The organism is Vibrio japonicus, assembly GCF_024582835.1.
GTDB classification, from domain to species: domain Bacteria; phylum Pseudomonadota; class Gammaproteobacteria; order Enterobacterales; family Vibrionaceae; genus Vibrio; species Vibrio japonicus.
This window is the reverse complement of record NZ_CP102096.1, coordinates 1,732,579-1,758,004: the sequence shown is the minus strand read 5'-3', so window position 1 is coordinate 1,758,004 and position 25,426 is coordinate 1,732,579. Positions and strand designations below refer to the sequence as shown.

Sequence of the window (25,426 nt, the reverse complement as noted above, 5' to 3'; positions counted from 1 at the left end):
TGTGATGTTTTTGATTATTGCGGAAGTACGGATGCTAGCGGGTTAACTGAATTTCTTTCCACTCACCAGGTTGTAAATCACCTAACGTCACCTCACCCATTGAGTAGCGGATCAGGCGCAGAGTAGGGTAGCCGATGTTTGCTGTCATGCGGCGCACTTGGCGATTACGCCCTTCAATGATGGTAATTGCCAGCCAAGTGGTCGGGATATTGGCACGAAAGCGAACAGGCGGATTTCTATCCCACACATTCGGTTCTTGAATGACGTCGACTTGTGCGGGCAGTGTCATGCCATCTTTCAGCTCAACGCCTTTTCTTAGTTTGTTTAAGTCTGCTTCCGTTGGTGCGCCGTCTACTTGCACCCAATAGGTTTTTGGGGATTTAGATCCAGGCTGCGTCAGCTTCGCTTGCAATATACCGTCGTTGGTAAGCACCATCAGACCTTCACTATCTCGGTCGAGTCGGCCTGCGGCGTACACATCTTTGACGGGTATAAAGTCGGCGAGCGTTTTACGTCCTTCACCATCGGTAAACTGACTCAGAGTATCATACGGTTTATTGAATATGATCACCTTACGATCTTCTGGCGCAATTTGAGGCTTATCTGAGGCGGTTTTTCGGCGATTTTTGGAGGAGTATTTCGTCGTTCCTTGTGCCGAATTTTTACGTTTAAAACCCGGTTTAACCGAGTGAGATGAGGGTTTAGATGACTCACGGCGTGAGCGTAGTGACATGTTAACTACCTTGCAAAAATGTAAACGAAGTGTGTTTGAAAGTTCCAGTTTAGCCTAATTTAGGCTATGATGTGCGCGCCCAAATACAGGATTGGTGAACAAGATAATAGACTATTATACCGATTTTGTTTAACTATTAAGAACAGCTCTCATGGATCTTACTTTTGGCAAAAAGAGTAAGTAAAAACAAAAGAGACAACAAATCGCTAATAAGTGAGGGGATGTATACATAGCTTGTTAGCGGACACACATAACAAAGCCGTTCATCCGACTGGTTTTGTCAGAACTATAGGGAAATTTCATGCCTACAGAAAAACCTACCATTATTTACACCATTACTGATGAAGCACCTGCACTAGCGACATACTCGCTACTTCCGATTATTCAGTCTTTCACTGCTTCTTCAGGTATTGACGTTGATACTCGTGATATCTCTCTAGCTGGGCGTATTATTGCTAACTTCCCTGAACACCTAACAGAAGAGCAGCGTATCGGTGACGCACTTTCTGAGCTGGGTGACCTTGCCAAAACTCCAGAAGCAAACATCATCAAACTTCCGAATATCTCTGCTTCTATCCCTCAGCTAAAAGCAGCAATCAAAGAGCTACAAGATAAAGGCTACAACCTACCTAACTACCCAGAAGAGCCAAGCACGCACGAAGAGAAAGCGATCAAAGCAACGTATGACAAAATTAAAGGTAGTGCGGTAAACCCAGTACTTCGTGAAGGTAACTCTGACCGTCGTGCTCCTCTATCAGTAAAGAACTACGCAAAGAAAAACCCACACTCAATGGGCGCTTGGTCGAAAGATTCGCAATCGCACGTTTCAAGCATGTCTGATAAAGACTTCTTCGGCAGCGAGAAATCACACACAGTAACTAGCGCGACAGAAGTTAAAATCGAATTTGTTGGTAATGATGGCAGCGTAACAGAGCTGAAAGCACCATTCGCACTACAAGACAAAGAGATCATTGATTCTTCAGTGATGAACAAGAAGGCGCTTATCGAGTTCTTCGAAAAAGAAATCGAAGCGGCTAAACAGCAAGACGTTCTGCTTTCACTTCATATGAAAGCAACAATGATGAAAGTTTCAGACCCTGTGATCTTTGGTCATGCTGTAAAAGTGTACTACAAAGACGTGTTTGCGAAATACGGTGAGCTATTCGATAAGCTAGGCGTTGATGTAAATAACGGTATCGGCGACGTATACAGCAAAATCCAAGCGCTTCCAGAAGCACAAAAAGCTGAAATCGAAGCGGCACTTGAAGCGGTGTACGAGACTCAACCACCACTAGCAATGGTGGATTCAGACCGTGGTATCACCAACCTACACGTACCAAGCGACATCATTGTTGATGCATCTATGCCAGCAATGCTTCGTGCATCAGGCCAAATGTGGGGTCCAGATGGTAAGCAGAAAGATACTAAGGCGATGATCCCAGATCGTTGCTATGCAGGTATCTACCAAGCGGTTATCGATTTCTGTAAAGAGAACGGTGCATTTGACCCAACGACAATGGGCAGCGTGCCAAACGTTGGTCTAATGGCACAAAAAGCTGAAGAGTACGGTTCACACGACAAGACATTCATTCTTGATGCAGCAGGTACAGTACGTGTTGTTGACGCTTCAGGCGCAGTGCTACTAGAGCAAGCGGTTGAAGACGGTGACATCTTCCGCATGTGTCAGGTGAAAGACGCGCCAATCCAAGATTGGGTTAAGTTAGCGGTCACACGTGCACGTGCAACAGGTGCTCCAGCGGTATTCTGGCTAGATGAAAACCGTGCACACGATGCAGAGCTTATCAAGAAGGTAAATGCTTACCTACCAGATCACGATACTTCAGGTCTAGATATTAAGATCCTTGCTCCGCTAGAAGCGTGTAAGTTCTCTCTAGAGCGTATCAAAGAAGGTCTGGATACGATTTCTGTAACAGGTAACGTATTACGTGACTACCTAACTGACTTGTTCCCAATTCTTGAGTTGGGTACGTCAGCGAAAATGCTGTCAATCGTTCCACTTATGAACGGCGGCGGTCTGTTCGAAACTGGCGCTGGTGGTTCTGCACCTAAGCACGTTCAGCAGGTAGAGAAAGAAAACCACCTACGTTGGGATTCGCTAGGTGAATTCCTTGCACTGGCGGCTTCTCTTGAGCACCTAAGCACGATAGCAGGTAACGCTAAAGCGCAGGTTCTGGCGGATGCTCTAGATAAAGCAACTGGCGAATTCCTGGATAACAACAAGTCACCTTCGCGTAAAGTGGGTGAGCTTGATAACCGTGGTTCACACTACTACTTGGCGACTTACTGGGCTCAGGCACTTGCAGCGCAGACAGAAGATACAGAACTAGCAGCGGAATTTGCGCCAATTGCACAAGCACTAGCGTCAAATGAAGAAGCTATCGTTTCTGAACTTAATAGCGCACAAGGCGAACCGGGAGATTTAGGTGGTTACTACCTACCTGTGTTTGAAAAGGCATCTGCGCTTATGCGTCCAAGTTCAACACTAAACGCGATTATCAACCGATAATAGCAAGCATAAATAAACCCGCCACTCGGCGGGTTTTTTTGTATTCTCGTTCTTAATTTTAGGCAGCGGACTATTTTGCTAATTGGGCTTCAACAGGCTTTACCACACTCGCGTGATAGCCTTTTGGACCCTCTTCCACTTCAAAGGTAACTTGTTGGCCTGCTTTCAGGGTTCGGTATCCATCCATCTGTATTGTAGAATAATGAGCGAATACATCTCCGTCTTCACCTTCCGGGCAGATAAAACCAAATCCTTTGGCATTATTAAACCATTTCACTGTACCTGTAGCCATGCTATACATCCCTCATGCATTGTGTTACTGATGTTGTTTGAGTGCTTACACACCACCGAATGTTACGTGTAAACAAAAAGTGAATTTTAATTCAGCCGCTGCCAAATTTTCAGTCACTATTTGACCAATTTAGCTAATGATTGAACACAGTCAATAGGAAAAACGTATTAAGGTCTACATATTTACGTACAAATCACTTTTGGGATTTACATTTTTGCAACTTGTCACGCTGCCAAAGATTTATATGTGAACCTTGCAAATAAATATTTTGGCTTCTTTTTAATCAATTAGATACATAAAGCCACTAGGTAACGCATCTTTTATTTGCAGCCGAACAATTGCTGGATTAGTCTCTAAGTAGGGGAAACGAAAATTTCACATAGATTTTCCTTTAATGTACGAACTAAGTTCAAACTTCTGCTCACTGAAGTGGTAAAATATAAAAAGTTATACGTCAGCACTAATTTATCATGAGTAAGCATTTTGAATGGGTGACTCCAGATGCAGATCTACTGGAGTTAGAAAAAACAAAAATAAAACCACCATCTATGTATAACGTTGTCTTGAACAACGATGACTACACCCCGATGGACTTTGTAATAGAGATCTTGGAACGTTTTTTCTCAATGGATGCAGACAAAGCAACACAAGTGATGCTTAAGGTACACTACGATGGTAAAGCCATTTGCGGCACATTTACTGCGGAAGTTGCAGAAACCAAAGTAGCGCAAGTCACTATGTATTCTAGGGAGAACGAACATCCTTTGTTATGTACGATGGAACAAGCCTAACGTTTCTCGTTCTATTTGAGTTGTTGTTGAGGAGGTCCTTATGCTGAATAAAGAATTAGAGTCGAGCCTAAACAGCGCATTTTCTCGCGCTCGTGACAAACGACATGAGTTCATGACTGTCGAGCACCTCCTACTCGCATTGTTGGAAAATGATGCAGCTAGAGAGGCCCTACAAGCCTGTCAAGCAGACATTGATGCATTGCGCAATGAGCTTGATATTTTCATTGATCAAACAACACCTCTCATCCCTGAAAACGATGAAACTCGTGAGACTCAGCCAACGTTGAGTTTTCAGCGAGTGTTACAGCGTGCGGTATTCCATGTTCAGTCTTCAGGCAGAAGTGAAGTCACTGGCGCTAACGTACTGGTTGCGATTTTTAGTGAGCAAGAATCACACGCCGCTTACCTACTGAAGAAAAATGACATCAGCCGTTTGGATATTGTTAACTTCATCTCTCACGGAATTACCAAAGCTTCAAGTCAAAGTGATGACGCCTCTTCGGACTCTTTCAGCAGTGATAGCAACGTAGAAGAAGTCAATTCTGACGAACGACTAGAAAGCTTCGCAACTAACCTTAATCAACTGGCAAAACAAGGCCAAATCGATCCGCTTATTGGGCGAGAGAAAGAACTCGAGCGAACCATCCAAGTTCTTTGCCGTCGTAGAAAAAATAATCCGCTTTTGGTTGGTGAGGCAGGTGTCGGTAAAACGGCTATTGCTGAAGGTCTGGCTTGGAGAATTGTTGAAGGCCAAGTACCAGAAATCATCCAAGATAGCGTTATCTACTCTTTGGATATCGGTTCATTGCTGGCAGGCACCAAGTACCGTGGTGATTTCGAGAAACGTTTCAAAGCGATTTTGAAACAGCTTGAGAAAGAAAACGATGCGATTTTGTTCATTGATGAGATTCATACGATCATCGGTGCAGGTGCTGCATCGGGCGGTCAGGTTGATGCTGCAAACCTAATTAAGCCTCTGTTAAGTAGTGGCAAATTGCGCTGTATCGGTTCAACAACTTATCAGGAATACAACAATATTTTTGAGAAAGAACGTGCGTTATCTCGTCGTTTCCAGAAAATTGATGTGGTAGAGCCATCAGTTGATGACACCACTAAGATTCTGATGGGCTTGAAACCGAAATATGAAGCTCACCACGATGTTCGCTATACCAATAAGGCACTTCGTGCCGCTGTTGAGCTATCTGCTAAATACATTAATGAACGTCACCTTCCTGACAAAGCCATTGATGTTATCGACGAAGCCGGTGCTCGTAGTCGATTGGCTCCTGCGAGTCGACGAAAGAAAACAGTGGGTGTAGCAGACATTGAAGCCATGGTCGCAAAGATGGCGCGTATCCCTGAAAAATCGGTGTCTTCATCAGACAAAGAGATTCTTCAAAATCTTGATAAGAAGATGAAGATGTTGGTGTTTGGTCAAGACAATGCGATCGATGTGCTTAGTGAAGCGATCAAGCTAACACGCGCTGGTCTAGGTGCGGATAACAAGCCGGTTGGTTCATTCTTGTTTGCAGGCCCAACAGGGGTAGGTAAGACAGAGGTGACGGTACAGCTATCTAAATTGATGGGTATTGAGCTACTACGCTTTGATATGTCTGAATACGGTGAACGCCACTCCGTCAGTAGATTGATTGGTGCGCCTCCGGGTTACGTGGGTTATGACCAAGGTGGTTTATTAACTGATGCGGTCATTAAGCATCCACATTCGGTTGTGTTGCTCGATGAGATCGAAAAAGCGCACCCAGATATCTTTAACTTGCTACTGCAAGTCATGGATAACGGTACGCTAACGGATAATAACGGTCGTAAAGCCGATTTCCGCAACGTGATCTTAGTGATGACGACGAACGCGGGTGTTCAGGAAACCGTGAAGAAATCGATCGGCTTGATCCAACAAGATCACAGCCCCGATGCGATGGCGGAAATCAAGAAGGTGTTTACACCGGAGTTCCGTAACCGTTTAGACAACATCATTTGGTTCAACAGCCTAGATGAGCATGTGATCCATCAAGTCGTGGATAAGTTCATTGTCGAACTCCAAGCTCAGCTTGATGTTCGCGGTGTTTCATTGGAAGTGTCTGCTGATGCGCGTCATTGGTTGGCTCTGAAAGGCTACGACAAAGCGATGGGCGCTCGACCTATGAGCCGCGTCATTCAGGATCAGTTGAAGAAACCGTTGGCGAACGAACTATTGTTCGGCTCACTTGTTGACGGCGGTACGGTGAAAGTGGATCTGAAAGACGATGAACTGAAATTTAAGTACCTAAGCGAGCGAGAAGCGGCAGTACATTAATTTTTCACTCATTCAAAAACTCGAAGCCAGAGCGTGTTGCTCTGGCTTTTTACATTCTGAGAAGGCGAGTTTTGGGCTCAGATAAGCTCAAGCGTATGCTGGTGGTGAAACTTGTAACCAAGCTCGACCAAGGCGTCTGACACAATGCGTTTGTCAGCGATGTGAACAAGAGGGGGAAGTGGTTCCTCTGACCCTATGCTTGTCAGCGCTGATTGATAGAATTCCGCTTTATTCACTGTGTTTGGTGTTGTCGCATTAACAACGACATTGTTGTTGTGCATTGCAATATAGCTGACCGTACCGATGGCATCCGTTAGGTGCAGCATATTCGCCGGAGCAAGATCGCTGACTTGTTTTAGTTTGCTTGCAAATCGCGATGGGTGGCGATCTGCTCCTATTAAACCACTGCAACGCACAATGCCATAATTGATACCCGAATCGATAACGTACTGTTCGGCCTGAAGCATGATTTTGGCGTTATCAGAAAACGTGTCATTGGATGATGCAAGCGCCAAAGTGGCATCTCTCTCCAGCATATCTTTTGCGATATTCGGATAAACGGTCGTCGAACTTACCATCACGATTTTCGTTACTTTGGTTTCGCGACAAGCTTCGACCAACTTTTTCCACTGATGAGCGTATTCATCTCCTTTTCCTCTTCGAAAACCTGGCGGAAAACATCCGATAACGATATCAGGGTGATGAGAGGCCAAAGACGTTTTGATAGCGGCAATGTCGTCGTCTAGATTAAGCTGGAATGCTCTGAGGTGCTCCTCTTCGAGTGTCTTTACACCGTCAGAAGATGTTTTGCTCACAAAGACTTTGTGTCCGATGGTTTCAAGGTAGTGGGCAAGGGGACGGCCAAGCCATCCACCACCAATAATGGTAATTGTCTTCAAAACGGTCTCCTACCATTCTATTTGCGTATGGGATTGAGGTGCATCAAAAGTAAGCGTTGCGAATATTGTGGTTTACGCTACCTAGAATACCAAACATTTTGGGCGGCAGAAGGTTAAAAATGGAAATGCAAAAGGGAATAGGGGAATGAATAGCCAGTACGGCGTACTGGCGTAATTAAGAGTTAATCACAGCTAACTAGCTCGATAGCACTCGTAGGATTTTGTCTGCATGCTCGGCTACTTCGATGCCTTCATCTGTTAGGTATCCACCATCTGGCAGGGTGCACAGGTTTTTAGCGAACAGTCGTTGCACCGCTGATTGCACTTCTTCGGATGCCTCGTTGTGTACTTTAATTCCTGTTGCTGCACTGCTGATATCGAACTGTAGTAATAGGTTAAGTTCTGCAAGGTGTTCTGGAGTGTACTTCATAGCTAAATCCTTAATTGAACTGATATTCTCACCATAGTTTGCGCTTTCTTCTCCGGCAATTGTCTTCGTAAAGAATTGTTATCTAAGCCATAAATTTAGTGCGATTGATAAGGAATTAAAACAGCTTGGCAGCAATTTGGTAACACTTTCGGCGTGATTATTTGGATGTGGTAATGGTGAGATGTGCTGGCGAAATTGAGCATTTTCTGGGAGAAGGGTTTCTTACACTTCTCCCAATACTCACCAGCTAATTGGTTAAACAAAGCTCTTCGGCAGACACTATGCCTTCAGGCTGATCCAGTAGCCAGTTCCTCAGATCTTCCTCGTCTCTTTCACTATTTCTCACTAGTTCATTTGCGTTAAATCCGTGCATGACATCATTCCCTGTTGTTTGCCACTGGCGCTCAATCTACTCATTTGAAGTGACGAAATGATGACATTTTTCCTCTTGTAATAATGTTTGCTAGTTGCCACTCAGTAAGTATCACCACCGTTATCCACAGATTCTGTGGATAAGATCTTCATGGCACGTTAGAGTTTTGTGTCTATTCACTGCTTTTGGGGCTTTATCATTACCCTACCATGAGGGTGGATCGCCGTTTTTATCGCTAAGTTCAGACATATACAGATTGAAACGGACATCATGACGAAGATGGCTATCATGATCATCAACTGATATTTAATGGCGATGATTGGATTTGCACCACCTAGGATTTGACCCGTCATCATCCCCGGCAGTGTGACCAGTCCGGTGGTTGCCATAGATGCTAAAGTGGGCGCCAGTGATTTTTGAATCGCCTCCCGTAGGAAAGGAAGAGTTGCATACTTTGGTGAAGCGCCAAGAGAGATAGCGGCTTCGTATTCTTGGTTTCTTTCCGTTAAGGCAGTGAACATATTTTGCAGAGCGACAATGTTGCCGCCAATGGAGTTACCAAGCAGCATGCCTGCCAAAGGAATGAGGTATTGGGCGCTATATAACGGCGTCGGTTTTACAACGGCCAAGCAGATGACTGCCAGCATGGGGGAAAGACTGATTGATAGCCCCGCAAAAACCGGAATAAACATCGCTTTTTTGGGAAGTCTGGTTTTATCAATGATCGCGCTGGAACCAATAGCCGTCATGACAAGCAACCAAGCAATATTGACGCCAGCATGGTTGAGTTCAAATAGATACTCTAAGTAAACGCCGATAAAAATGAGTTGGACACACATCCTTCCTACACTGATAAGTGTGTCTTTTGCAATGCCAAGTTGATAATACCGATTGATCAAAAGTGGTATAGAAAGGGTACTAAAGAACAACCCCAGGGTTGGCCACGATATATCCACCACACTATTCATTTATTTATGCTCCCACGTTCGCCGACCCATCTTAACCAGGTTTCAATTTATCAGCTACTTGTCGGTTTCAATATTGCGTTTTGCCTCTCTACGGTTCGATTTTTTCGAAACATTTCCAATTATTTTGAGTGTTTTTTGTACTTATTTGTTCGCGCTAGGCGGTGTCTCTTGTCTAACTGAATCACTTTTCTGACATCAAAAATGGACCAAATGTTAATTAATTGTTGTTTTTAATGGTTATTTTATCTTGTTCATATTTTTTAATAATTGTCCATGTTCTGACATATGGCTTTTTAATCAAACACATCTCTGGATGAGCTCAAAAAAGTGTTGAATAACAAGGGTTGAAGGGAAGGAAATTGTTGAACCTTACAATTAGTATGGTCTAACATTTTCAATTAGAGATTGTAAAAAAATGTTAGCTTGAGCAGAAGAGCTAGCCCAGAACACTAAATACACAATAGGCAAATGTATGAGTGATGTTAACAAAATTGAGAGCGGTGAAAAACGTTCTCTGGAGTGGAAGTCGTTCCTCTTCATTGCAGTTGTTCTCTTCCCAATTTTAAGTGTGGCTTTCGTTGGGGGCTACGGATTTATCGTTTGGATGCTGCAAGTATTCTTCTTTGGTCCTCCTGGGGCACATGGCATGTAAGCCAGTGAGCTCATTTCCACATTTTTGAAAAGATTTTAAGAGAGCAAACTATGAAATCATTGATCGTCAAACTGTGGCGTACCATGACGCGCCCTGCGGTCCATATCAGCCTTGGCGTGCTGACCATGGGCGGCTTTATCGCAGGTGTTATCTTCTGGGGCGGCTTTAACACGGCACTAGAAGCAACAAACACAGAAAAATTCTGTATCAGCTGCCACACCATGCGTGACAACGTATACGTAGAACTACAAGAAACGGTGCACTGGAAAAACCACTCTGGTGTTCGCGCGACTTGTCCTGACTGTCACGTTCCACACAATTGGACAGACAAAATCGCACGTAAGATGCAGGCTTCAAAAGAAGTCTTCGCACAAGTATTTGGCAACTATGACGAACCAGGTGTGTTTGAAGAGCGCCGTATTGAGCTAGCAAAACACGAGTGGGATCGTTTCTCCGCAAACAAATCGCTCGAGTGTAAAAACTGTCACAACTACGAGTCGATGGATTTTGAGCAAATGTCTCCAACCGCTCGTATCCAAATGAAGCAGGCAGCAGAGAAAGATCAAAGCTGTGTAGACTGCCACAAAGGTATCGCCCACCAACTTCCTGCGGGTATGGATAGCATCGGCGGTATCGTGGGTGAACTAGAACAAATGACATCTAGCACTGACTACTCAGTCGGTCAGGCGCTTGTCAGTGTTCGCCACTTACCGGTTTACTTCGACGCGCAAGCGGGCCAAGAAGCGGGCTTATTAAACCCAGCATCGACCGTAACGGTTCTAGAAGAGCAGGGTGAAATGATCCAAGTTGAGATCGACGGCTGGCGTAAAGCGAAAGGCTTTGGCCGTGTAATCCAAGAAGACTTTGGTATGAACATTGCCGTGGGCTCTCTACTTAAAGAAGCCGCGCTTAGTGATGAAATCGTAACTGCTGGCGAGCAGAAAGTGGATGAGCTAACAGGTCTTCCATGGGAAAAAGTGGCAGCCAAAGTGTGGATGAAAAAAGAAGCGATGCTTAACGACGTAACGCCTATCTGGGAAAAAGCACAAGAAGCATATAAAACAAGCTGTTCTGTATGTCACACTCAGCCTGATGAAGCGCACTTTGACGCAAACACATGGCCAGGCATGTTCAACGGTATGCTTGCATTCGTAAACTTTGATACTGACAGTGAAGCACTTGTATTGAAGTACCTACAGAAGCACTCTTCAGATTTTGCTGAAGGTCATCACTAATAAGCGTCGTACGGAGTAATTGAAATGGCTATTACACGAAGAAGTTTTCTTAAAGGTGTAGCGACGACCAGCGCAGCGTCAGTAATTGGTCCAAGCTTGTTGGCCTCAGCTTCTGCAAGTGCAGCAGAGACAACAGGAACTTGGAAAGTATCAGGTTCACACTGGGGGGCATTTCGTGCCCACGTCTATGCGGGTAAAGTGCAAGAGATCAAGCCACTAGAGGCTGATACCAACCCGTCGGAAATGGTTAACGGTATCAAAGGTGTTATCTACAACCCTTCACGTGTTCGTTACCCAATGGTTCGCTTAGATTGGTTGAAAAAGCACAAGTACAGCGCAGAAACACGTGGTGACAACCGCTTTATCCGTGTGACTTGGGACGAAGCACTGGATCTGTTTTACCGCGAATTAGAGCGTGTACAGAAAGATTACGGCCCATGGGCACTACACGCGGGTCAAACTGGTTGGCGTCAAACGGGTCAGTTCCATAGCTGTACCAGCCACATGCAGCGTGCAGTAGGTATGCACGGTAATTTCATCACTAAAGTGGGTGACTACTCTACGGGTGCAGGACAAACCATTCTACCTTATGTACTTGGCTCTACTGAGGTATATGCGCAGGGTACGTCTTGGTCTGAGATTCTAAACAACGCGGACAACATTATCCTTTGGGCGAATGACCCAGTGAAAAACCTACAGGTAGGTTGGAACTGTGAAACTCACCAATCTTTCCCTTACTTAGAACAACTAAAAGAGAAAGTCGCGAAAGGTGAGATCAACGTTCTGTCTGTTGACCCAGTGAAGAATAAAACCCAGCGCTTCCTGCAAAATGAGCATCTGTACATCAACCCGATGACAGACGTACCGTTTATGCTGGCGATCGCCCACGTGCTATACAACGAAGAGCTGTACGATAAAAAATTCATCGAAACTTACTGCCTAGGTTTTGAAGATTTCATTAAATACGTTCAAGGTGAGTCGAAAGATAAAATCGAGAAAACACCGGAATGGGCGGCTGAGATCTGTGGTATTAGCGCTGATAAGATCCGCGAATTCGCTCGCATGCTGGTAAACGGTCGCACGCAGATCCTGATGGGGTGGTGTATCCAGCGTCAGGAACATGGTGAGCAACCATACTGGGCAGCAGCAGTAGTCGCGGCAATGGTGGGTCAAATTGGCCTGCCGGGCGGCGGTATTTCTTACGGTCACCACTACTCAGGTATCGGTGTTCCTTCGACTGGTTTCGCAGCACCAGGTGGTTTCCCGCGTAACCTTGACCAAGGTATGAAACCAAAATGGGACAACAATGACTTTAACGGCTACAGCAAAACCATTCCTGTTGCTCGTTGGGTTGACTGCTTGTTAGAGCCGGGTAAAGAGATTCGTTACAACGGCTCAAAAGTAAAACTTCCGGGCTACAAGATGATGGTTATTTCGGGTAACAACCCATGGAACCATCACCAAGATCGTAACCGCATGAAAAAGGCGTTCAAGCAACTTCAAACGGTAGTGACCATTGAATTTGCGTGGACGGCAAGCTGTCGTTTCTCGGACATCGTGCTGCCAGCGTGTACACAGTTTGAGCGCAATGATATCGACGTTTACGGTTCGTACTCAGGCAAAGGCTTACTTGCGATGCATCGCCTTGTCGATCCACTGTTCCAGTCTAAGACGGATTTTGAGATCTTTACTGAATTAACACGTCGTTTCGGTCGCCATAAAGAATACACCCGTGGTATGGATGAAATGCAGTGGGTACGTTCGCTATACGATGATTGTCGTACGGCAAATAAAGACAAGTTCGACATGCCAGAGTTTGATGAATTCTGGGAGAAGAGCGTACTGGACTTTGGTGAAGGCCAACCTTGGGTTCGCCACGCGGATTTCCGTAAAGACCCAGAGATCAATGCGCTAGGTACGCCATCAGGCTTTATCGAAATTACTTCTCGCAAGATCGGTCGTTACGGCTATGAACACTGTCAGGAACACCCAATGTGGTTCGAAAAGACAGAACGTTCACACGGTGGTCCGGGTTCAGATAAATACCCATTCTGGTTGCAATCTTGCCACCCGGATAAACGTCTTCATTCACAAATGTGTGAGTCAGAAGAGATTCGAGCGACATACACAGTTCAAGGTCGTGAACCTGTCTACATCAACCCAGAAGATGCCAAAGCGAAAGGCATCAAAGATGGTGATTTAGTGCGAGTTTACAATGACCGTGGCCAGTTACTGGCGGGCGCTGTGCTTACCGATAGCTACCCTCGTGGCGTTATTCGTATCGAAGAGGGCGCATGGTATGGCCCACTAAATGAGAAAGAAGGTGCAATCTGTACCTACGGTGATCCAAATACGCTAACGATGGATATCGGTTCTTCTGAGCTTGCTCAAGCGACGTCAGCTAACACCTGTATTGTTGAGTTTGAGAAGTTCACTGGTAACGTACCACCTGTGACCTCATTCGGTGGACCGCTTGAAGTAGCGTAAGCAGAGTTAGATGTTGTTTATAGATACCAGCCCGTCGGCTGGTATTTTTTTGTTCGATAAATTGGGTTGAATCTGTTTTATGCCTATTTAGGAAAGTAAATGTTCATATCATTGTCTAGGTTTATTCGGATGATGGATTATTAAGACGCACAATAATTACCTCGATATAGTCGTCAGTCTGATTTACCATACCCAAGAAATAAAAATGACGATTAGGTTTCAATGTCAGTAATATTAGGTATCGATCCCGGCTCCCGGATAACAGGGTATGGTGTCATACGTCAAACTGGTCGCCACCTGCAATATCTAGGTAGCGGCTGTATCAGAACGTCAGAAAAAGAACTGCCCGGCAGACTAAAACAGATCTATGCGGGTGTTTCGGAAATTATCACTCAGTTTCAGCCAGATGTGTTCGCGATTGAACAAGTCTTTATGGCTCGAAATGCCGATTCAGCGCTTAAGTTAGGTCAGGCTAGGGGCAGTGCAATCGTTGCTGCGGTTAATTACGATTTACCAGTCTATGAATACGCGGCGCGATTAATTAAACAGGCCGTTGTTGGCACAGGCGCGGCGGATAAAACTCAGGTTCAGCATATGGTTCAACACATGTTGAAACTACCAGCCAGACCACAAGCCGATGCGGCCGATGCACTTGGTGTTGCAATTTGTCATGCAAACACAAACAAGACCCTAGCGGCAATGGCAGGTAAAGCAACGAGCGCACGTCGTGGGCGTTATCGTTAGTTATCATTACCTCCGTGCTGGCGCGGTGAGAATCGCTCAAAATTCACCTTATCAATAATAAAGAACTGGATGTCTATCCAGTTCTTTATTATCCTGTCGCAAATCCATTTCTAAAGAGAATTTACTGTGATTGGACGTCTGCGCGGCATTCTGATTGAAAAACAACCCCCTGAATTGCTCATCGAAGTTAATGGCATTGGCTATGAAGTACAAATGCCGATGAGTTGTTTCTATGAACTTCCAAATATCGGTGAAGAAGCGATTATTTACACTCATTTTGTTGTTCGAGAAGATGCACAGCTGCTATACGGCTTCAACACAGTAAAAGAGCGTGCTCTGTTCCGCGAAGTGATCAAAGCGAATGGCGTAGGGCCTAAACTTGGGCTAGGTATTCTTTCGGGGATGACAGCGAGCCAGTTTGTCACTTGTGTGGAACGAGAAGACGTTTCAACACTGGTTAAATTACCGGGTGTCGGTAAGAAAACGGCTGAACGTTTGGTTGTTGAAATGAAAGACCGCTTGAAAGGGTGGGGCGCAGGAGACTTGTTTACACCGTTTACGGATGCCGCACCTGCTGATAGCTCTCCTCAAGCTCAGCAAAGTAATGTTGAAGAAGAAGCGGTCAGCGCACTATTAGCGCTTGGCTATAAACCAACGCAAGCGTCTAAAGTGATCTCTCAGGTGATGAAGCCAGAAATGAGTAGTGAAGAGCTGATCCGCGAAGCGCTTAAGTCGATGGTTTAACAACAAGGTTATAAATAATGATTGAAGCGGATCGCCTTATAGCGCCAGAAAATCCCGTTTATCGCGAAGAAGATGTGATTGATCGCGCCATTCGACCTAAAAAGTTAGAAGACTATAAAGGCCAAGATCATGTGCGTGATCAAATGGAAATATTCATTAAGGCCGCCCAGCTTCGTGAAGAAGCCTTGGATCATCTTCTAATCTTTGGTCCTCCCGGCTTAGGGAAAACAACATTAGCCAACATCGTCGCAAATGAAATGGGTGTCAATATTCGCACCACATCAGGCCCTGTTTTAGAAAAGGCGGGTGACTTGGCCGCGTTGCTGACCAACCTTGAAGAAAACGATGTGTTGTTTATTGATGAAATTCACCGCCTAAGTCCTATGGTCGAAGAGGTGCTGTATCCAGCAATGGAAGATTATCAGCTGGACATTATGATCGGTGAAGGGCCTGCAGCACGCTCAATCAAGATTGACCTGCCTCCATTTACTTTGGTTGGTGCAACGACTCGCGCGGGTTCGTTAACGTCACCACTGCGTGACCGATTCGGTATTACTCAAAGGTTGGAATACTACAATATTCCAGACCTCCAAAACATTGTACAACGCAGCGCGGACTGCCTCGGGTTATCTATGGATGCAGAAGGGGCGTTGGAAGTGGCAAGACGAGCGCGAGGGACGCCACGTATTGCAAACCGACTGCTACGACGTGTACGAGACTATGCGGAAGTTAAAGGCAACGGCCATATTTGTGCAGAAACGGCAGACAAAGCACTGAATATGCTGGATGTGGATGCCCAAGGCTTTGACTATATGGATAGAAAGTTGCTACTCGCGATTATGGAGAAATTCGGTGGCGGTCCAGTTGGTCTGGATAACATGGCAGCCGCGATTGGTGAAGAGAAAGACACCATCGAAGATGTACTAGAACCCTATTTGATTCAGCAAGGCTACCTGCAAAGGACACCAAGAGGTCGTATAGCCACAGACAGAGCCTACCTCCATTTCGGAATTGAAAAATAAGTTTTCATGGCCAGCGTAAAGCTGGCCATTTTATTTTCTGTTCAATGTCACATAATCTAGAACCCAAAAAAGTAAGTATTTCGTATTAAATGTTACTTAAATGTTTTGCATAAATAGTTAAGCATCATTAATTCTTACCTGCCCTTAACAACTATTGTTATTTATATTGATTTTGATCATATTGTTGGTTTTTTAATCAAAATTGACGTGAAATATTTGATACAAATCAACACGAATCTCGCCCATAAACCTTTTGAAACAATCTGTTTTTAGCAGTAATATTAGCTCTAGCTATATTAGCTGACGCTTAACAAATAACTAACTGTTGCGGTACATTTTTGCAACAACAAATTGTTTTTCTGCAACAATGTTTAAGTTTGAGTAACGCTTACTTATGCAACTAAAATGTAAAGAGTGTCTTCAGCCGACACATTAGGAGTAAACATGATTGACGTAGTTGATCTATCGCGGTTCCAGTTCGCACTGACAGCGATGTATCACTTCCTCTTCGTACCACTGACTCTGGGTATGGCTTTCCTACTGGCCATCATGGAATCTCTGTACGTAATGACGGATAAGCAAATCTACAAGGACATGACAAAGTTCTGGGGTAAGCTTTTTGGTATTAACTTTGCCCTTGGTGTGGCAACAGGCCTAACCATGGAGTTCCAGTTTGGTACAAACTGGTCATACTATTCGCATTACGTAGGCGATATCTTTGGTGCACCTCTCGCGATCGAAGCCCTTGTTGCGTTTTTCTTAGAATCAACGTTCGTTGGTTTGTTCTTTTTTGGTTGGGATCGCCTAACGAAGCGTCAGCACCTTGTCGTCACTTGGCTTGTCGCGCTGGGTTCAAACTTCTCTGCACTGTGGATCTTGATTGCAAACGGTTGGATGCAAAACCCAGTTGGTGCTGAATTCAATTTCGAAACCATGCGTATGGAAATGGTGAGTTTTGCTGAGGTTGTGTTAAACCCAGTTGCTCAGGTTAAATTCGTACACACGGTTGCTTCTGGCTACACGACTGGCGCAATGTTTATCCTTGGTATCAGCTCTTACTACCTACTAAAAGGTCGTGACATCGCATTCGCACGTCGTTCATTTGCGATTGCAGCATCATTCGGTATGGCGGCGATCCTTTCTGTAATCGTACTGGGTGACGAATCAGGTTACGAGCTAGGCGAAGTCCAGAAAGTAAAACTGGCAGCAATCGAGTCTGAGTGGCACACAGAGCCAGCTCCAGCAGCCTTTACTCTGTTTGGTATTCCGAACCAAGAAACCATGCACACTGACTACGCGATCAAGATTCCTTACGTAATGGGTATCATCGCGACGCGTTCATTCGACGAGCAAGTAACGGGTCTTCGTGACCTACGTGACGAGCACGTTGAGCGTATCCGCACTGGTATGTATGCATACGAGCTGCTAGAAAAACTTCGTGCTGGTGATAAGTCAGAAGAGAATAAGGCGGCGTTTGACGAAGTCAAAGGCGACCTAGGTTACGGTTTACTTCTGAAGCGTTACACCGACAAGGTTGTCGATGCGACAGAAGAACAAATTCAAGCGGCGGCGGATGATTCTATCCCAACGGTATGGCCTCTATTCTGGTCGTTCCGCGTGATGGTTGCGTGTGGCTTTATCATGCTATTCGTCTTTGGTGCGGCGTTTATCCAGACTTGTCGTCAGAAGATCGAGCAAAAACAATGGGTTCTTAAAGCTGCGCTGTTTAGTATTCCACTTCCTTGGATTGCGATTGAAGCAGGTTGGTTTGTTGCGGAATTTGGTCGCCAGCCTTGGGCCGTTGGTGAGATTCTACCTGTTCACGTTGCGGCATCTGCACTGACAGCCGCTGAGATCTGGACATCGCTATTCGCAATCATCGCACTGTACACCGTGTTCCTGATTGCAGAAGTTTATCTGATGGTGAAATTTGCTCGTAAAGGCCCTAGCAGCCTGAAGACTGGTCGTTACCACTTTGAGCAAGAAGCTAACTCTGTAGAAGATAAAGTTAGCCGCCAAGTAGAAGCGTAAGGCAAGGAGACAGAAAATGTTTGATTACGAAATCTTGCGACTTATCTGGTGGGTACTGATTGGTGTTCTACTGGTAGGTTTTGCAATTACTGATGGTTTCGATATGGGTGTAGGCGCGCTTGTACCTGTTATCGGCAAAAACGACAACGAGCGTCGAGTGATGATCAATACCATCGCTCCTCACTGGGATGGTAACCAAGTATGGCTTATCACCGCTGGTGGGGCATTGTTTGCAGCATGGCCCCTTGTTTACGCAACGTCATTCTCAGGTTTCTACCTAGCGATGATTTTAACGCTGGCAGCGCTTTGGCTACGTCCGTTGGGCTTAGATTACCGTTCAAAGATTGAAGATCCAAAATGGCGCAATAGCTGGGATATCTGTATCTCGATCAGTGGTTTTGTGCCTCCAATCATCTTTGGTGTGGCATTTGGTAACTTGCTTCAAGGTGTGCCTTTCCAATTGAGCGACTTTTTGATGCCAACGTACCACGGTTCATTCTTTGGTCTACTAAACCCATTTGCTCTGTTATGTGGTTTGGTTAGCCTTTCTATGATCGTTATGCAAGGTGCAACATGGCTTCAAATGAAGACAACCGATCAAGTACACGTACGTGCTCGTAATGTTGCTCAACTGATGGGTCTACTAACAGTTGCTGCGTTTGTCGCTGCTGGTTTTTGGGTGCAAAGCATCGAAGGCTACGTAATCACAAGTGTGATTGATACTAATGCGGCGTCTGACCCGCTCAATAAAGAAGTGATCCGCGAAGCAGGTGCTTGGATGAATAACTTCGAGACATACCCAATGATGTGGGCGGCTCCAGTATTAGGTGTGGTGATGCCTCTGCTGGCTGTACTAGCGTCTCGTCTTGAAAAAGGTGGTATCGCATTCTTGGCATCAAGCCTTGGTAACGCAGGTATTATCCTAACAGCAGGCTTCGCGATGTTCCCATTCATCATGCCTTCGAGCTTAGAAGCAAGCCACAGTCTGACAATGTGGGATTCTACGTCGTCTGAGCTAACTCTGAACCTAATGACAGCAGTAGCAGCAGTGATGGTTCCGGTTATTCTTGGCTACACATCTTGGACTTACTATAAGATGTTCGGTCGCCTGGATAGCAAATACATTGAAGACAACAAAAACTCACTTTACTAAGGAGCGATAACTATGTGGTATTTCGCATGGATTCTAGGTGTACTACTTGCTTGTGCATTCGGTATTATCAACGCTCTTTGGTTAGAGCACTCAGAAATGATGGATAAAGACAGTGAGTAACCTCGCTGCGCAGGTAGCTAAGCTACATGCACCATTAGATAAGGCCCTGTTTAGGGTCTTATCGCTATTGTTAGGTTTTTATCATGTTGCGATGGTAATGTGGGACCCTGAAGCGTATTCCGCTTCCATAGGTGGCTTTAACGCCATTATCTCGCCATTACTAATATGGGCGCTCTGCTCCAGCATGGTATTTGGCCTCAGTTTTAAACCTCGCAATTGGTACTGGCAGGTTCTTTTTAGCCCGTACTTCTCGCTGACAATTCTGACTTACCTGACTTTAGTACGCTGGTTCTAAATCATTTCAGCAAACATCCATTTTTTATACGAGAAATAGCGCCCATCATCATGTTGGCGCTATTTTTTTTAAATATTTACGTTACTTAACTAACTTTTGCCTAAATGATAACAAGTTGAGTTATAGTAAAGCACTTCAATGATTTAAAAGGGCAACCCCGTGCAACAGAGCCAATTGAATTTTGAATGGCCGGTAACTGTGTATTACGAAGATACCGATGCTGGTGGAGTGGTTTATCACTCTAATTATCTCAAGTACTTTGAGCGAGCGAGAACGGAGCTTCTTCGCAGTGTGGGGGTTTCCCAGCACATTCTGTTGGAACAAAACATAGGTTTTGTAGTCCGACACATGGACATCGATTTTCTGCAAGGCGCCCGTTTAGATGACCATCTGGTCGTGAGAACAACCATTGCAGACGTGAAAAAGGCATCGTTAACCTTCTGTCAGGAGATCGTAAATCCTGAAGGGAAAACATTGTGTAAGGCAATGGTTAAGGTAGCATGTATCGACAACGAGAAAATGAGGCCAATTGCTATGCCTCAATCAATAGTTATGGAGTTAACCCACAGTGACCGCTGATATTTCAATGCTTGACCTATTTTTACAAGCAAGTCTACTCGTAAAAATGGTGATGTTAACCTTGCTGGGTATGTCGATTGCTTCTTGGGCAATGATCATTAAGCGCAGCAATGTCTTGTCTGGCGCGGCAAAAGCAGCCGAGACATTTGAAGATAGTTTTTGGTCAGGGACAGATCTTTCAATTCTTTATCAAAATGCGAAAAAGCGTAAAGATGAACTGGGTGGTACAGAAGAAATTTTCTACTCAGGCTTTACTGAATTTGCGCGTTTAAGAAAATCCAACTCAGATTCACCAGATTACATCATGGAAGGCACGGGCCGCGCGATGCGTGTAGCCGTTGCTCGTGAAGTGGATGAACTAGAAACCAGCTTGCCGTTTCTAGCGACGGTTGGTTCAATTAGCCCTTACATCGGCCTATTCGGTACCGTTTGGGGGATTATGCATGCGTTTATCGCGTTAGGTGAAGTGAAGCAGGCGACGCTTGCTATGGTTGCACCGGGTATTGCAGAAGCACTTGTTGCAACCGCAATGGGTCTGTTTGCAGCGATTCCGGCTGTAATGGCATACAACCGCCTAAGCAATAAAGTGAGTAAGTTAGAGCATAACTACGCGACTTTCTCTGAAGAATTCCACAGCATTTTGCACCGTCAAGCGATGGCTGGGCGCGAAAACAGCCACAAGGAATAACTAATGGCTGGGTATCAACGAAAAAAGAGAAAGATGACGGCCGAGATCAACGTCGTACCGTATATCGACGTAATGTTGGTACTGTTGATCATCTTTATGGTGACGTCACCGTTTGTCACTCAGGGTGTCGATGTAGAGCTACCGAAAACCTCTACCGCAAAATCAACGTCTGATATGGCAGGTGACAGCGACGCAAGCTTCATCATTGTTGAGATCGATAAAGATGGCAATCTTGGTTTGAGCGTGAATGATGAAGAAGTCACTCGCGGTTTATCACTACAAGATATTATCGTTCGTGTTAAAGCGGAGATCTCCTTAAAACCGACCTCTCCAGTTGCTGTGGGTGGTGACGCTGCAACCCCTTATGCAGAAGTGGTTCTGGTTCTGGACGAGCTAAGTCGAGCAGGAATCCCGAAAGTCGGGCTACTGACAGACATCAAGGAATAATTTTTCTTAAAGATATGAAAGATAGTAAGCCTAGAAAAAAGAGTGATAGTACGAAGCCGATATTCATATCGGTTTCTCTTCACGCCTTACTGGTGGTTGCGCTGGTTTGGGGGGCTGATTTTACCATGTCTAAGCCCGAGCCTTCTGGTCAGATGGTTCAGGCAGTGGTGATTGATCCCTCTATGGTTAGGCAGCAAGCGCAACAGATTCGTAGTCAACGTGAAGAAGCGGCGAAGAAAGAGCAGGATAGGCTTGATAAACTTCGTCGTGAAAGCGAGCAACTTGAAAAGAATCGTCAAGCTGAAGAAGAACGCATTCGTAAGCTGAAAGAGCAGCAAGTGAAAGAAGCGAAAGCGGCTCGAGAAGCAGAGAAGCAACGTGTTCAGAAAGAAAAGGAACGTTTAGCAGCGGAAGAGCGTGTTCGTAAAGAAAACGAACGAGCTGCTAAGCTAGAGACAGAACGCAAAGCGAAGGAAGAGGCGATCAAAAAGGCAGAGCAAGAGCGTTTAGCGAAAGAAGCTGCTATTGCCAAAGCTGAAAAAGAGCGTCTAGCTCGTGAAAAAGCAGCGAAAGAAGCGGAAGAAAAGGCTGCAAAAGCGGAAAAAGACCGCTTAGCGAAAGAGAAGGCTGCAAAAGAGGCGGCAGAGAAAGCTCGTAAAGAACAAGAACGGTTAAAACGTTTGGAACGTGAAGCGAAAGAGCAAGAAGCGGCACTAAACGACATCTTTGCAGGGCTAGAAACGGAAGCTGGACAAAATAACGTGGCGCGAAATCGTTTTATTGACGATGAAATCGCACGCATGTCAGCTATCTATATTCAAAATATTCAGCAAAGACTTATCAAAGATGATTATTTGTTGGGGAAAGAGTGTAAAGTCAAAATGAAGCTGATTCCAACGGGGTCGGATATGCTCGTTTCTGGCGTAACCGTTGTAGGTGGAGACTCTAGAGTGTGTGCAGCGACCAAAAGCGCAATTGCAAAGGTCGGCTCGTTTCCTAAATCTTCGGAAGCTTCTGTCAACGAAAAACTTAAAGACATCAACTTAACTGTTGCATTGGACTAAAAGGAATAAGCCGTGATTAAACGCTTTCTAATAGGAATGTTTGTACTGCTCTGCAGTATCTCGAATGTAGCAAACGCTGCACTGGAACTGGTTATTACTGACGGTATCGACTCGGCACGCCCGATTGGGATTGTTCCGTTTAAATGGGAAGGGACGACTAAGCTACCCCACGACATGTCAGCGGTGATCGCATCCGATTTACAACGAAGTGGCAAATTTAGCCCAGTCCCAACCAATAAAATGCCACAAACACCCTACAGTGATGCAGAGGTCAATTTTGACGCATGGACCGGGTTAGGTGTTGATGCGGTACTAACGGGAAGTATTACTCAAAATGCGGATGGTAACTACCTGATTAACTATCAGCTTGTTGACGTGATTCGTGGACAGCTGACGCAAGGGCAGAGCAAAGCGTTGAACGCAGATGGCGAGTTGGTGCTGGCTCAAGATCACGTATTGTTTAACAAGCGTGCCACTGTACCTGGCGAACGCATGCGTGAATATGCGCATCGAATTTCAGATTTGATTTACCAAGAATTAATTGGCGAACGTGGTGCTTTTCTTACACGCATCGCGTACGTGGTGGTGAATGAGAAAGATACCAAATATCCGTATCAACTACGTGTGTCTGACTACGATGGTTACAATGAGCGTTTAGTATTGCGTTCTAAGCAACCACTTATGTCGCCAGCGTGGTCGCCAGATGGTAAGAAACTTGCTTATGTAAGTTTCCAAAATGGCCAAGCTGAAATCTTCATCATGGATATTTATACTGGCAAGCAAGAAAAAGTGACATCATACCCTCGTCATAATGGTGCGCCACGATTCTCTCCTGATGGCAGTAAGTTAGCATTGGTATTGTCTAAATCGGGTTCGTTGCAAGTTTATACGCTTGATCTAAGAACACGTAAATTGACGCAAATTACTCAGGGTAGATCGAACAATACTGAACCATTCTGGCATCCAGATGGAAAATCCCTTGTATTTACATCGGATAGAGGTGGAAAACCTCAGATTTATCAAGTAGATTTGGCAGGTGGTACTCCAAATCGTCTGACTTGGCAAGGTAGTCAAAACTTAGGTGGACAGATTACGCCTGACGGCCGCTTCCTTGTCATGGTGAATCGCACCAACGCGGGATTCAATATAGCGAAGCAAGATTTGGAGACAGGCTCAGTAGAAGTATTGACGAAGACTTTACTTGATGAGTCACCAAGCATCGCGCCAAATGGTGGGATGGTTATTTACAGCTCTACCTACAACAAAACCAACGTACTTTCGATGGTTTCGATAGATGGACGCTTTAAAGCTCGATTACCGGCAACAAATGGTAGAGTTCGTGCTCCAGCATGGTCACCGTTTTTGTAGCAAGTAAGTATTAATAACTAAGGAAAATATAAAAATGCAACTAAACAAAGTTCTTAAAGGGCTACTAATTGCACTACCAGTACTAGCAGTTACAGCGTGTAGTTCAAGTGACGACGCAGCAAATGCAACTGGTTCTGAAACTAACCAAACAACGTCTGGTGTAGCAGGTGGTGTTGATACAACAGTTGTATCTCCAATCGATCAAGCTGGTCAACTTTCTGAACAAGAACTTAAAGAGCAGGCTCTACGTGAGTCTCAAACAATCTACTTTGCGTTTGATAACTCAACAATCGCAGCAGATTACGAAGAAATGCTAGAAGCGCACGCAGCTTACCTAAGCAAAAACTCTTCTCTACGTGTAACAGTTGAAGGCCATGCAGACGAGCGCGGTACGCCAGAGTACAACATTGCACTAGGTGAGCGTCGTGCAACTGCAGTTGCTAAATACCTTCAAGCACTAGGTGTTCAAGCGGATCAAATCTCAATCGTGAGCTACGGTGAAGAGAAGCCTCTTCTACTAGGTCAGTCTAACGATGTATACGCTAAGAACCGTCGTGCTGTTCTAGTATACTAATTAAGGAAAAACCTTATGTTCAGTAACCTTAAGCGCGTTATTACGCTTACGTTACTGGCAAGTGCAGCGGGCTCCGTGCTCGCTGCACCAGCTCCAGTATCTGATCTAAGCGGCAGTAATGCAGCATCCACTCGATCTAGCTCAAACGACGTACAACGTCTGGAAAAAATGTTAGAAACCAGAAACCGCGTTCAAATTCGTATGCAGCAGCAAGTAGACGAAATGGCGCTAGAAATCAGTGAACTACGTGGTCAGCTGGAAAAGAACAACTACGACATGCAACAAATGTTGAAGCGCCAACGAGAGTTGTTTATCGAACTGGATAAAGTGCGTGGTCAAGTCAGTGCCGCTCCAGCAGCTGCAATCAGTGACAATATCACTAACGAATCTCCGCAAGGAACGTACAGCACGAACGCAAATGAGCAAACGGCTTATCAAAATGCCGTTGACTTGATCCTTAAGGAGCGAGATTACAACGGTGCCATCGCTGCGTTTCAAAAATTTCAGACAGACTTTCCTGATTCGACATTTGCCCCTAACTCCCATTACTGGTTAGGTCAGCTCTACTTTGCTAAGAAGCAAGACAAAGAAGCGGTAAAAAGTTTTGCAGCTGTTGTGTCTTACAAAGACTCAAACAAGCGTGCAGATGCGTTAGTCAAGCTTGGTGACATTGCTAGCAGAAACAATAATGCTGCACAGGCAAAGAAATACTATCAACAAGTTGTGAACGAATACCCAGATAGTGCTTCAGCCAAACTGGCAAAAGAGCACTTATAGAATGAATTTGGAGCGCAATGCGCTCCTTTTTGTTTTTGGCTAGAACGTGCAGAAAGTCATCCAACTTATTCGGGGTTAAACTGGCATCTTGAATACGGTTAGGGTTACAATACCCAGATTAC

The 25,426-nt window shown here is 45.1% G+C and carries 26 protein-coding genes; 20 read left to right on the top strand and 6 right to left on the bottom strand.

Annotated elements, in window-relative coordinates; genetic code table 11:
• Positions 1-34: 34 nt before the first annotated feature.
• Entirely contained in the window at positions 35-733 is a 699-nt protein-coding gene (locus NP165_RS08325; protein WP_257083511.1) for a pseudouridine synthase, read from the bottom strand.
• A gap of 301 nt (positions 734-1,034) precedes the next feature.
• Here NP165_RS08325 and NP165_RS08320 point away from each other — a divergent pair, with 301 nt between their 5' ends.
• Positions 1,035-3,260, top strand: a complete 2,226-nt coding sequence (locus NP165_RS08320; RefSeq protein ID WP_257083510.1) for an NADP-dependent isocitrate dehydrogenase — start codon at positions 1,035-1,037, stop codon at positions 3,258-3,260.
• 70 nt (positions 3,261-3,330) lie between these two features.
• On the opposite strand, the gene cspD is transcribed toward NP165_RS08320, so the two are convergent.
• The gene (gene cspD, locus NP165_RS08315; RefSeq protein WP_257083509.1) at positions 3,331-3,552 is read right to left on the bottom strand and encodes a cold shock domain-containing protein CspD; all 222 of its coding nucleotides are present in this window, start codon (positions 3,550-3,552) and stop codon (positions 3,331-3,333) included.
• Between the two features lie 470 nt (positions 3,553-4,022).
• Between cspD and clpS the strand changes: the two genes are divergently transcribed.
• Both clpS and clpA read left to right on the top strand, forming a co-directional pair.
• Entirely contained in the window at positions 4,023-4,343 is a 321-nt protein-coding gene (gene clpS, locus NP165_RS08310) for an ATP-dependent Clp protease adapter ClpS (RefSeq protein ID WP_257083508.1), read from the top strand.
• Between the two features lie 40 nt (positions 4,344-4,383).
• Complete coding sequence (gene clpA / locus NP165_RS08305) at positions 4,384-6,654, top strand: ATP-dependent Clp protease ATP-binding subunit ClpA (RefSeq protein ID WP_257083507.1); 2,271 nt, start codon at positions 4,384-4,386, stop codon at positions 6,652-6,654.
• A 77-nt stretch (positions 6,655-6,731) separates the two neighbouring features.
• Here clpA and NP165_RS08300 read toward each other — a convergent pair whose 3' ends face one another.
• The 4 genes from NP165_RS08300 to NP165_RS08285 form a co-directional block, all read right to left on the bottom strand.
• Positions 6,732-7,553 (bottom strand): NAD-dependent epimerase/dehydratase family protein, encoded by an 822-nt coding sequence (locus NP165_RS08300; RefSeq protein ID WP_257083506.1) that lies wholly within the window; start codon positions 7,551-7,553, stop codon positions 6,732-6,734.
• 196 nt (positions 7,554-7,749) lie between these two features.
• Complete coding sequence (locus tag NP165_RS08295) at positions 7,750-7,983, bottom strand: TIGR02647 family protein (RefSeq protein ID WP_257083505.1); 234 nt, start codon at positions 7,981-7,983, stop codon at positions 7,750-7,752.
• A gap of 247 nt (positions 7,984-8,230) precedes the next feature.
• Positions 8,231-8,356, bottom strand: a complete 126-nt coding sequence (locus NP165_RS08290) for a hypothetical protein (RefSeq protein WP_257083504.1) — start codon at positions 8,354-8,356, stop codon at positions 8,231-8,233.
• Between the two features lie 176 nt (positions 8,357-8,532).
• The gene (locus NP165_RS08285; protein ID WP_257083503.1) at positions 8,533-9,324 is read right to left on the bottom strand and encodes an ABC transporter permease; all 792 of its coding nucleotides are present in this window, start codon (positions 9,322-9,324) and stop codon (positions 8,533-8,535) included.
• 472 nt (positions 9,325-9,796) lie between these two features.
• Here NP165_RS08285 and torE point away from each other — a divergent pair, with 472 nt between their 5' ends.
• The 17 genes from torE (at position 9,797) to ybgF (ending at position 25,304) form a co-directional block, all read left to right on the top strand.
• The gene (torE, locus tag NP165_RS08280; RefSeq protein ID WP_005378141.1) at positions 9,797-9,976 is read left to right on the top strand and encodes a trimethylamine N-oxide reductase system protein TorE; all 180 of its coding nucleotides are present in this window, start codon (positions 9,797-9,799) and stop codon (positions 9,974-9,976) included.
• 50 nt (positions 9,977-10,026) lie between these two features.
• Positions 10,027-11,211: a pentaheme c-type cytochrome TorC gene (torC, locus tag NP165_RS08275; RefSeq protein WP_257083502.1), complete on the top strand. Its 1,185-nt coding sequence runs from the start codon at positions 10,027-10,029 to the stop codon at positions 11,209-11,211.
• Between the two features lie 24 nt (positions 11,212-11,235).
• Positions 11,236-13,698 carry a trimethylamine-N-oxide reductase TorA gene (gene torA, locus NP165_RS08270; protein ID WP_257083501.1) on the top strand — a complete coding sequence of 821 codons (2,463 nt, stop codon included), beginning with the start codon at positions 11,236-11,238 and terminating at the stop codon, positions 13,696-13,698.
• A 222-nt stretch (positions 13,699-13,920) separates the two neighbouring features.
• Positions 13,921-14,442, top strand: a complete 522-nt coding sequence (gene ruvC / locus NP165_RS08265; RefSeq protein WP_257083500.1) for a crossover junction endodeoxyribonuclease RuvC — start codon at positions 13,921-13,923, stop codon at positions 14,440-14,442.
• Between the two features lie 126 nt (positions 14,443-14,568).
• The gene (gene ruvA / locus NP165_RS08260) at positions 14,569-15,186 is read left to right on the top strand and encodes a Holliday junction branch migration protein RuvA (RefSeq protein WP_257083499.1); all 618 of its coding nucleotides are present in this window, start codon (positions 14,569-14,571) and stop codon (positions 15,184-15,186) included.
• Positions 15,187-15,203: 17 nt separating this feature from the next.
• Positions 15,204-16,208 (top strand): Holliday junction branch migration DNA helicase RuvB, encoded by a 1,005-nt coding sequence (gene ruvB / locus NP165_RS08255; RefSeq protein ID WP_257083498.1) that lies wholly within the window; start codon positions 15,204-15,206, stop codon positions 16,206-16,208.
• A gap of 444 nt (positions 16,209-16,652) precedes the next feature.
• Positions 16,653-18,239, top strand: coding sequence for a cytochrome ubiquinol oxidase subunit I (cydA, locus tag NP165_RS08250; protein ID WP_257083497.1), 1,587 nt, complete (start codon positions 16,653-16,655; stop codon positions 18,237-18,239).
• Between the two features lie 16 nt (positions 18,240-18,255).
• Positions 18,256-19,392, top strand: a complete 1,137-nt coding sequence (gene cydB / locus NP165_RS08245; RefSeq protein ID WP_257083496.1) for a cytochrome d ubiquinol oxidase subunit II — start codon at positions 18,256-18,258, stop codon at positions 19,390-19,392.
• Positions 19,393-19,404: 12 nt separating this feature from the next.
• Positions 19,405-19,512, top strand: a complete 108-nt coding sequence (gene cydX, locus NP165_RS08240; RefSeq protein ID WP_000270284.1) for a cytochrome bd-I oxidase subunit CydX — start codon at positions 19,405-19,407, stop codon at positions 19,510-19,512.
• Entirely contained in the window at positions 19,505-19,807 is a 303-nt protein-coding gene (gene ybgE / locus NP165_RS08235; protein WP_257083495.1) for a cyd operon protein YbgE, read from the top strand. The genes cydX and ybgE overlap by 8 nt, the downstream gene beginning before the upstream one ends.
• Positions 19,808-19,966: 159 nt before the next feature.
• On the top strand, positions 19,967-20,386 hold the full coding sequence (ybgC, locus tag NP165_RS08230) for a tol-pal system-associated acyl-CoA thioesterase (protein ID WP_257083494.1): 420 nt from the start codon (positions 19,967-19,969) through the stop codon (positions 20,384-20,386).
• Positions 20,376-21,074, top strand: a complete 699-nt coding sequence (tolQ, locus tag NP165_RS08225; RefSeq protein ID WP_257083493.1) for a protein TolQ — start codon at positions 20,376-20,378, stop codon at positions 21,072-21,074. The genes ybgC and tolQ overlap by 11 nt, the downstream gene beginning before the upstream one ends.
• Positions 21,075-21,077: 3 nt before the next feature.
• Entirely contained in the window at positions 21,078-21,521 is a 444-nt protein-coding gene (gene tolR, locus NP165_RS08220; RefSeq protein WP_257083492.1) for a protein TolR, read from the top strand.
• Between the two features lie 14 nt (positions 21,522-21,535).
• On the top strand, positions 21,536-22,585 hold the full coding sequence (tolA, locus tag NP165_RS08215; protein WP_257083491.1) for a cell envelope integrity protein TolA: 1,050 nt from the start codon (positions 21,536-21,538) through the stop codon (positions 22,583-22,585).
• A gap of 36 nt (positions 22,586-22,621) precedes the next feature.
• Positions 22,622-23,953 (top strand): Tol-Pal system beta propeller repeat protein TolB, encoded by a 1,332-nt coding sequence (gene tolB, locus NP165_RS08210; RefSeq protein WP_257085569.1) that lies wholly within the window; start codon positions 22,622-22,624, stop codon positions 23,951-23,953.
• A 34-nt stretch (positions 23,954-23,987) separates the two neighbouring features.
• Positions 23,988-24,527: a peptidoglycan-associated lipoprotein Pal gene (gene pal / locus NP165_RS08205; protein ID WP_257083490.1), complete on the top strand. Its 540-nt coding sequence runs from the start codon at positions 23,988-23,990 to the stop codon at positions 24,525-24,527.
• A gap of 15 nt (positions 24,528-24,542) precedes the next feature.
• A complete protein-coding gene (ybgF, locus tag NP165_RS08200) occupies positions 24,543-25,304 on the top strand; it encodes a tol-pal system protein YbgF (RefSeq protein ID WP_257083489.1) in 762 nt (253 codons plus the stop codon).
• The last annotated feature ends 122 nt before the right edge of the window (positions 25,305-25,426 follow it).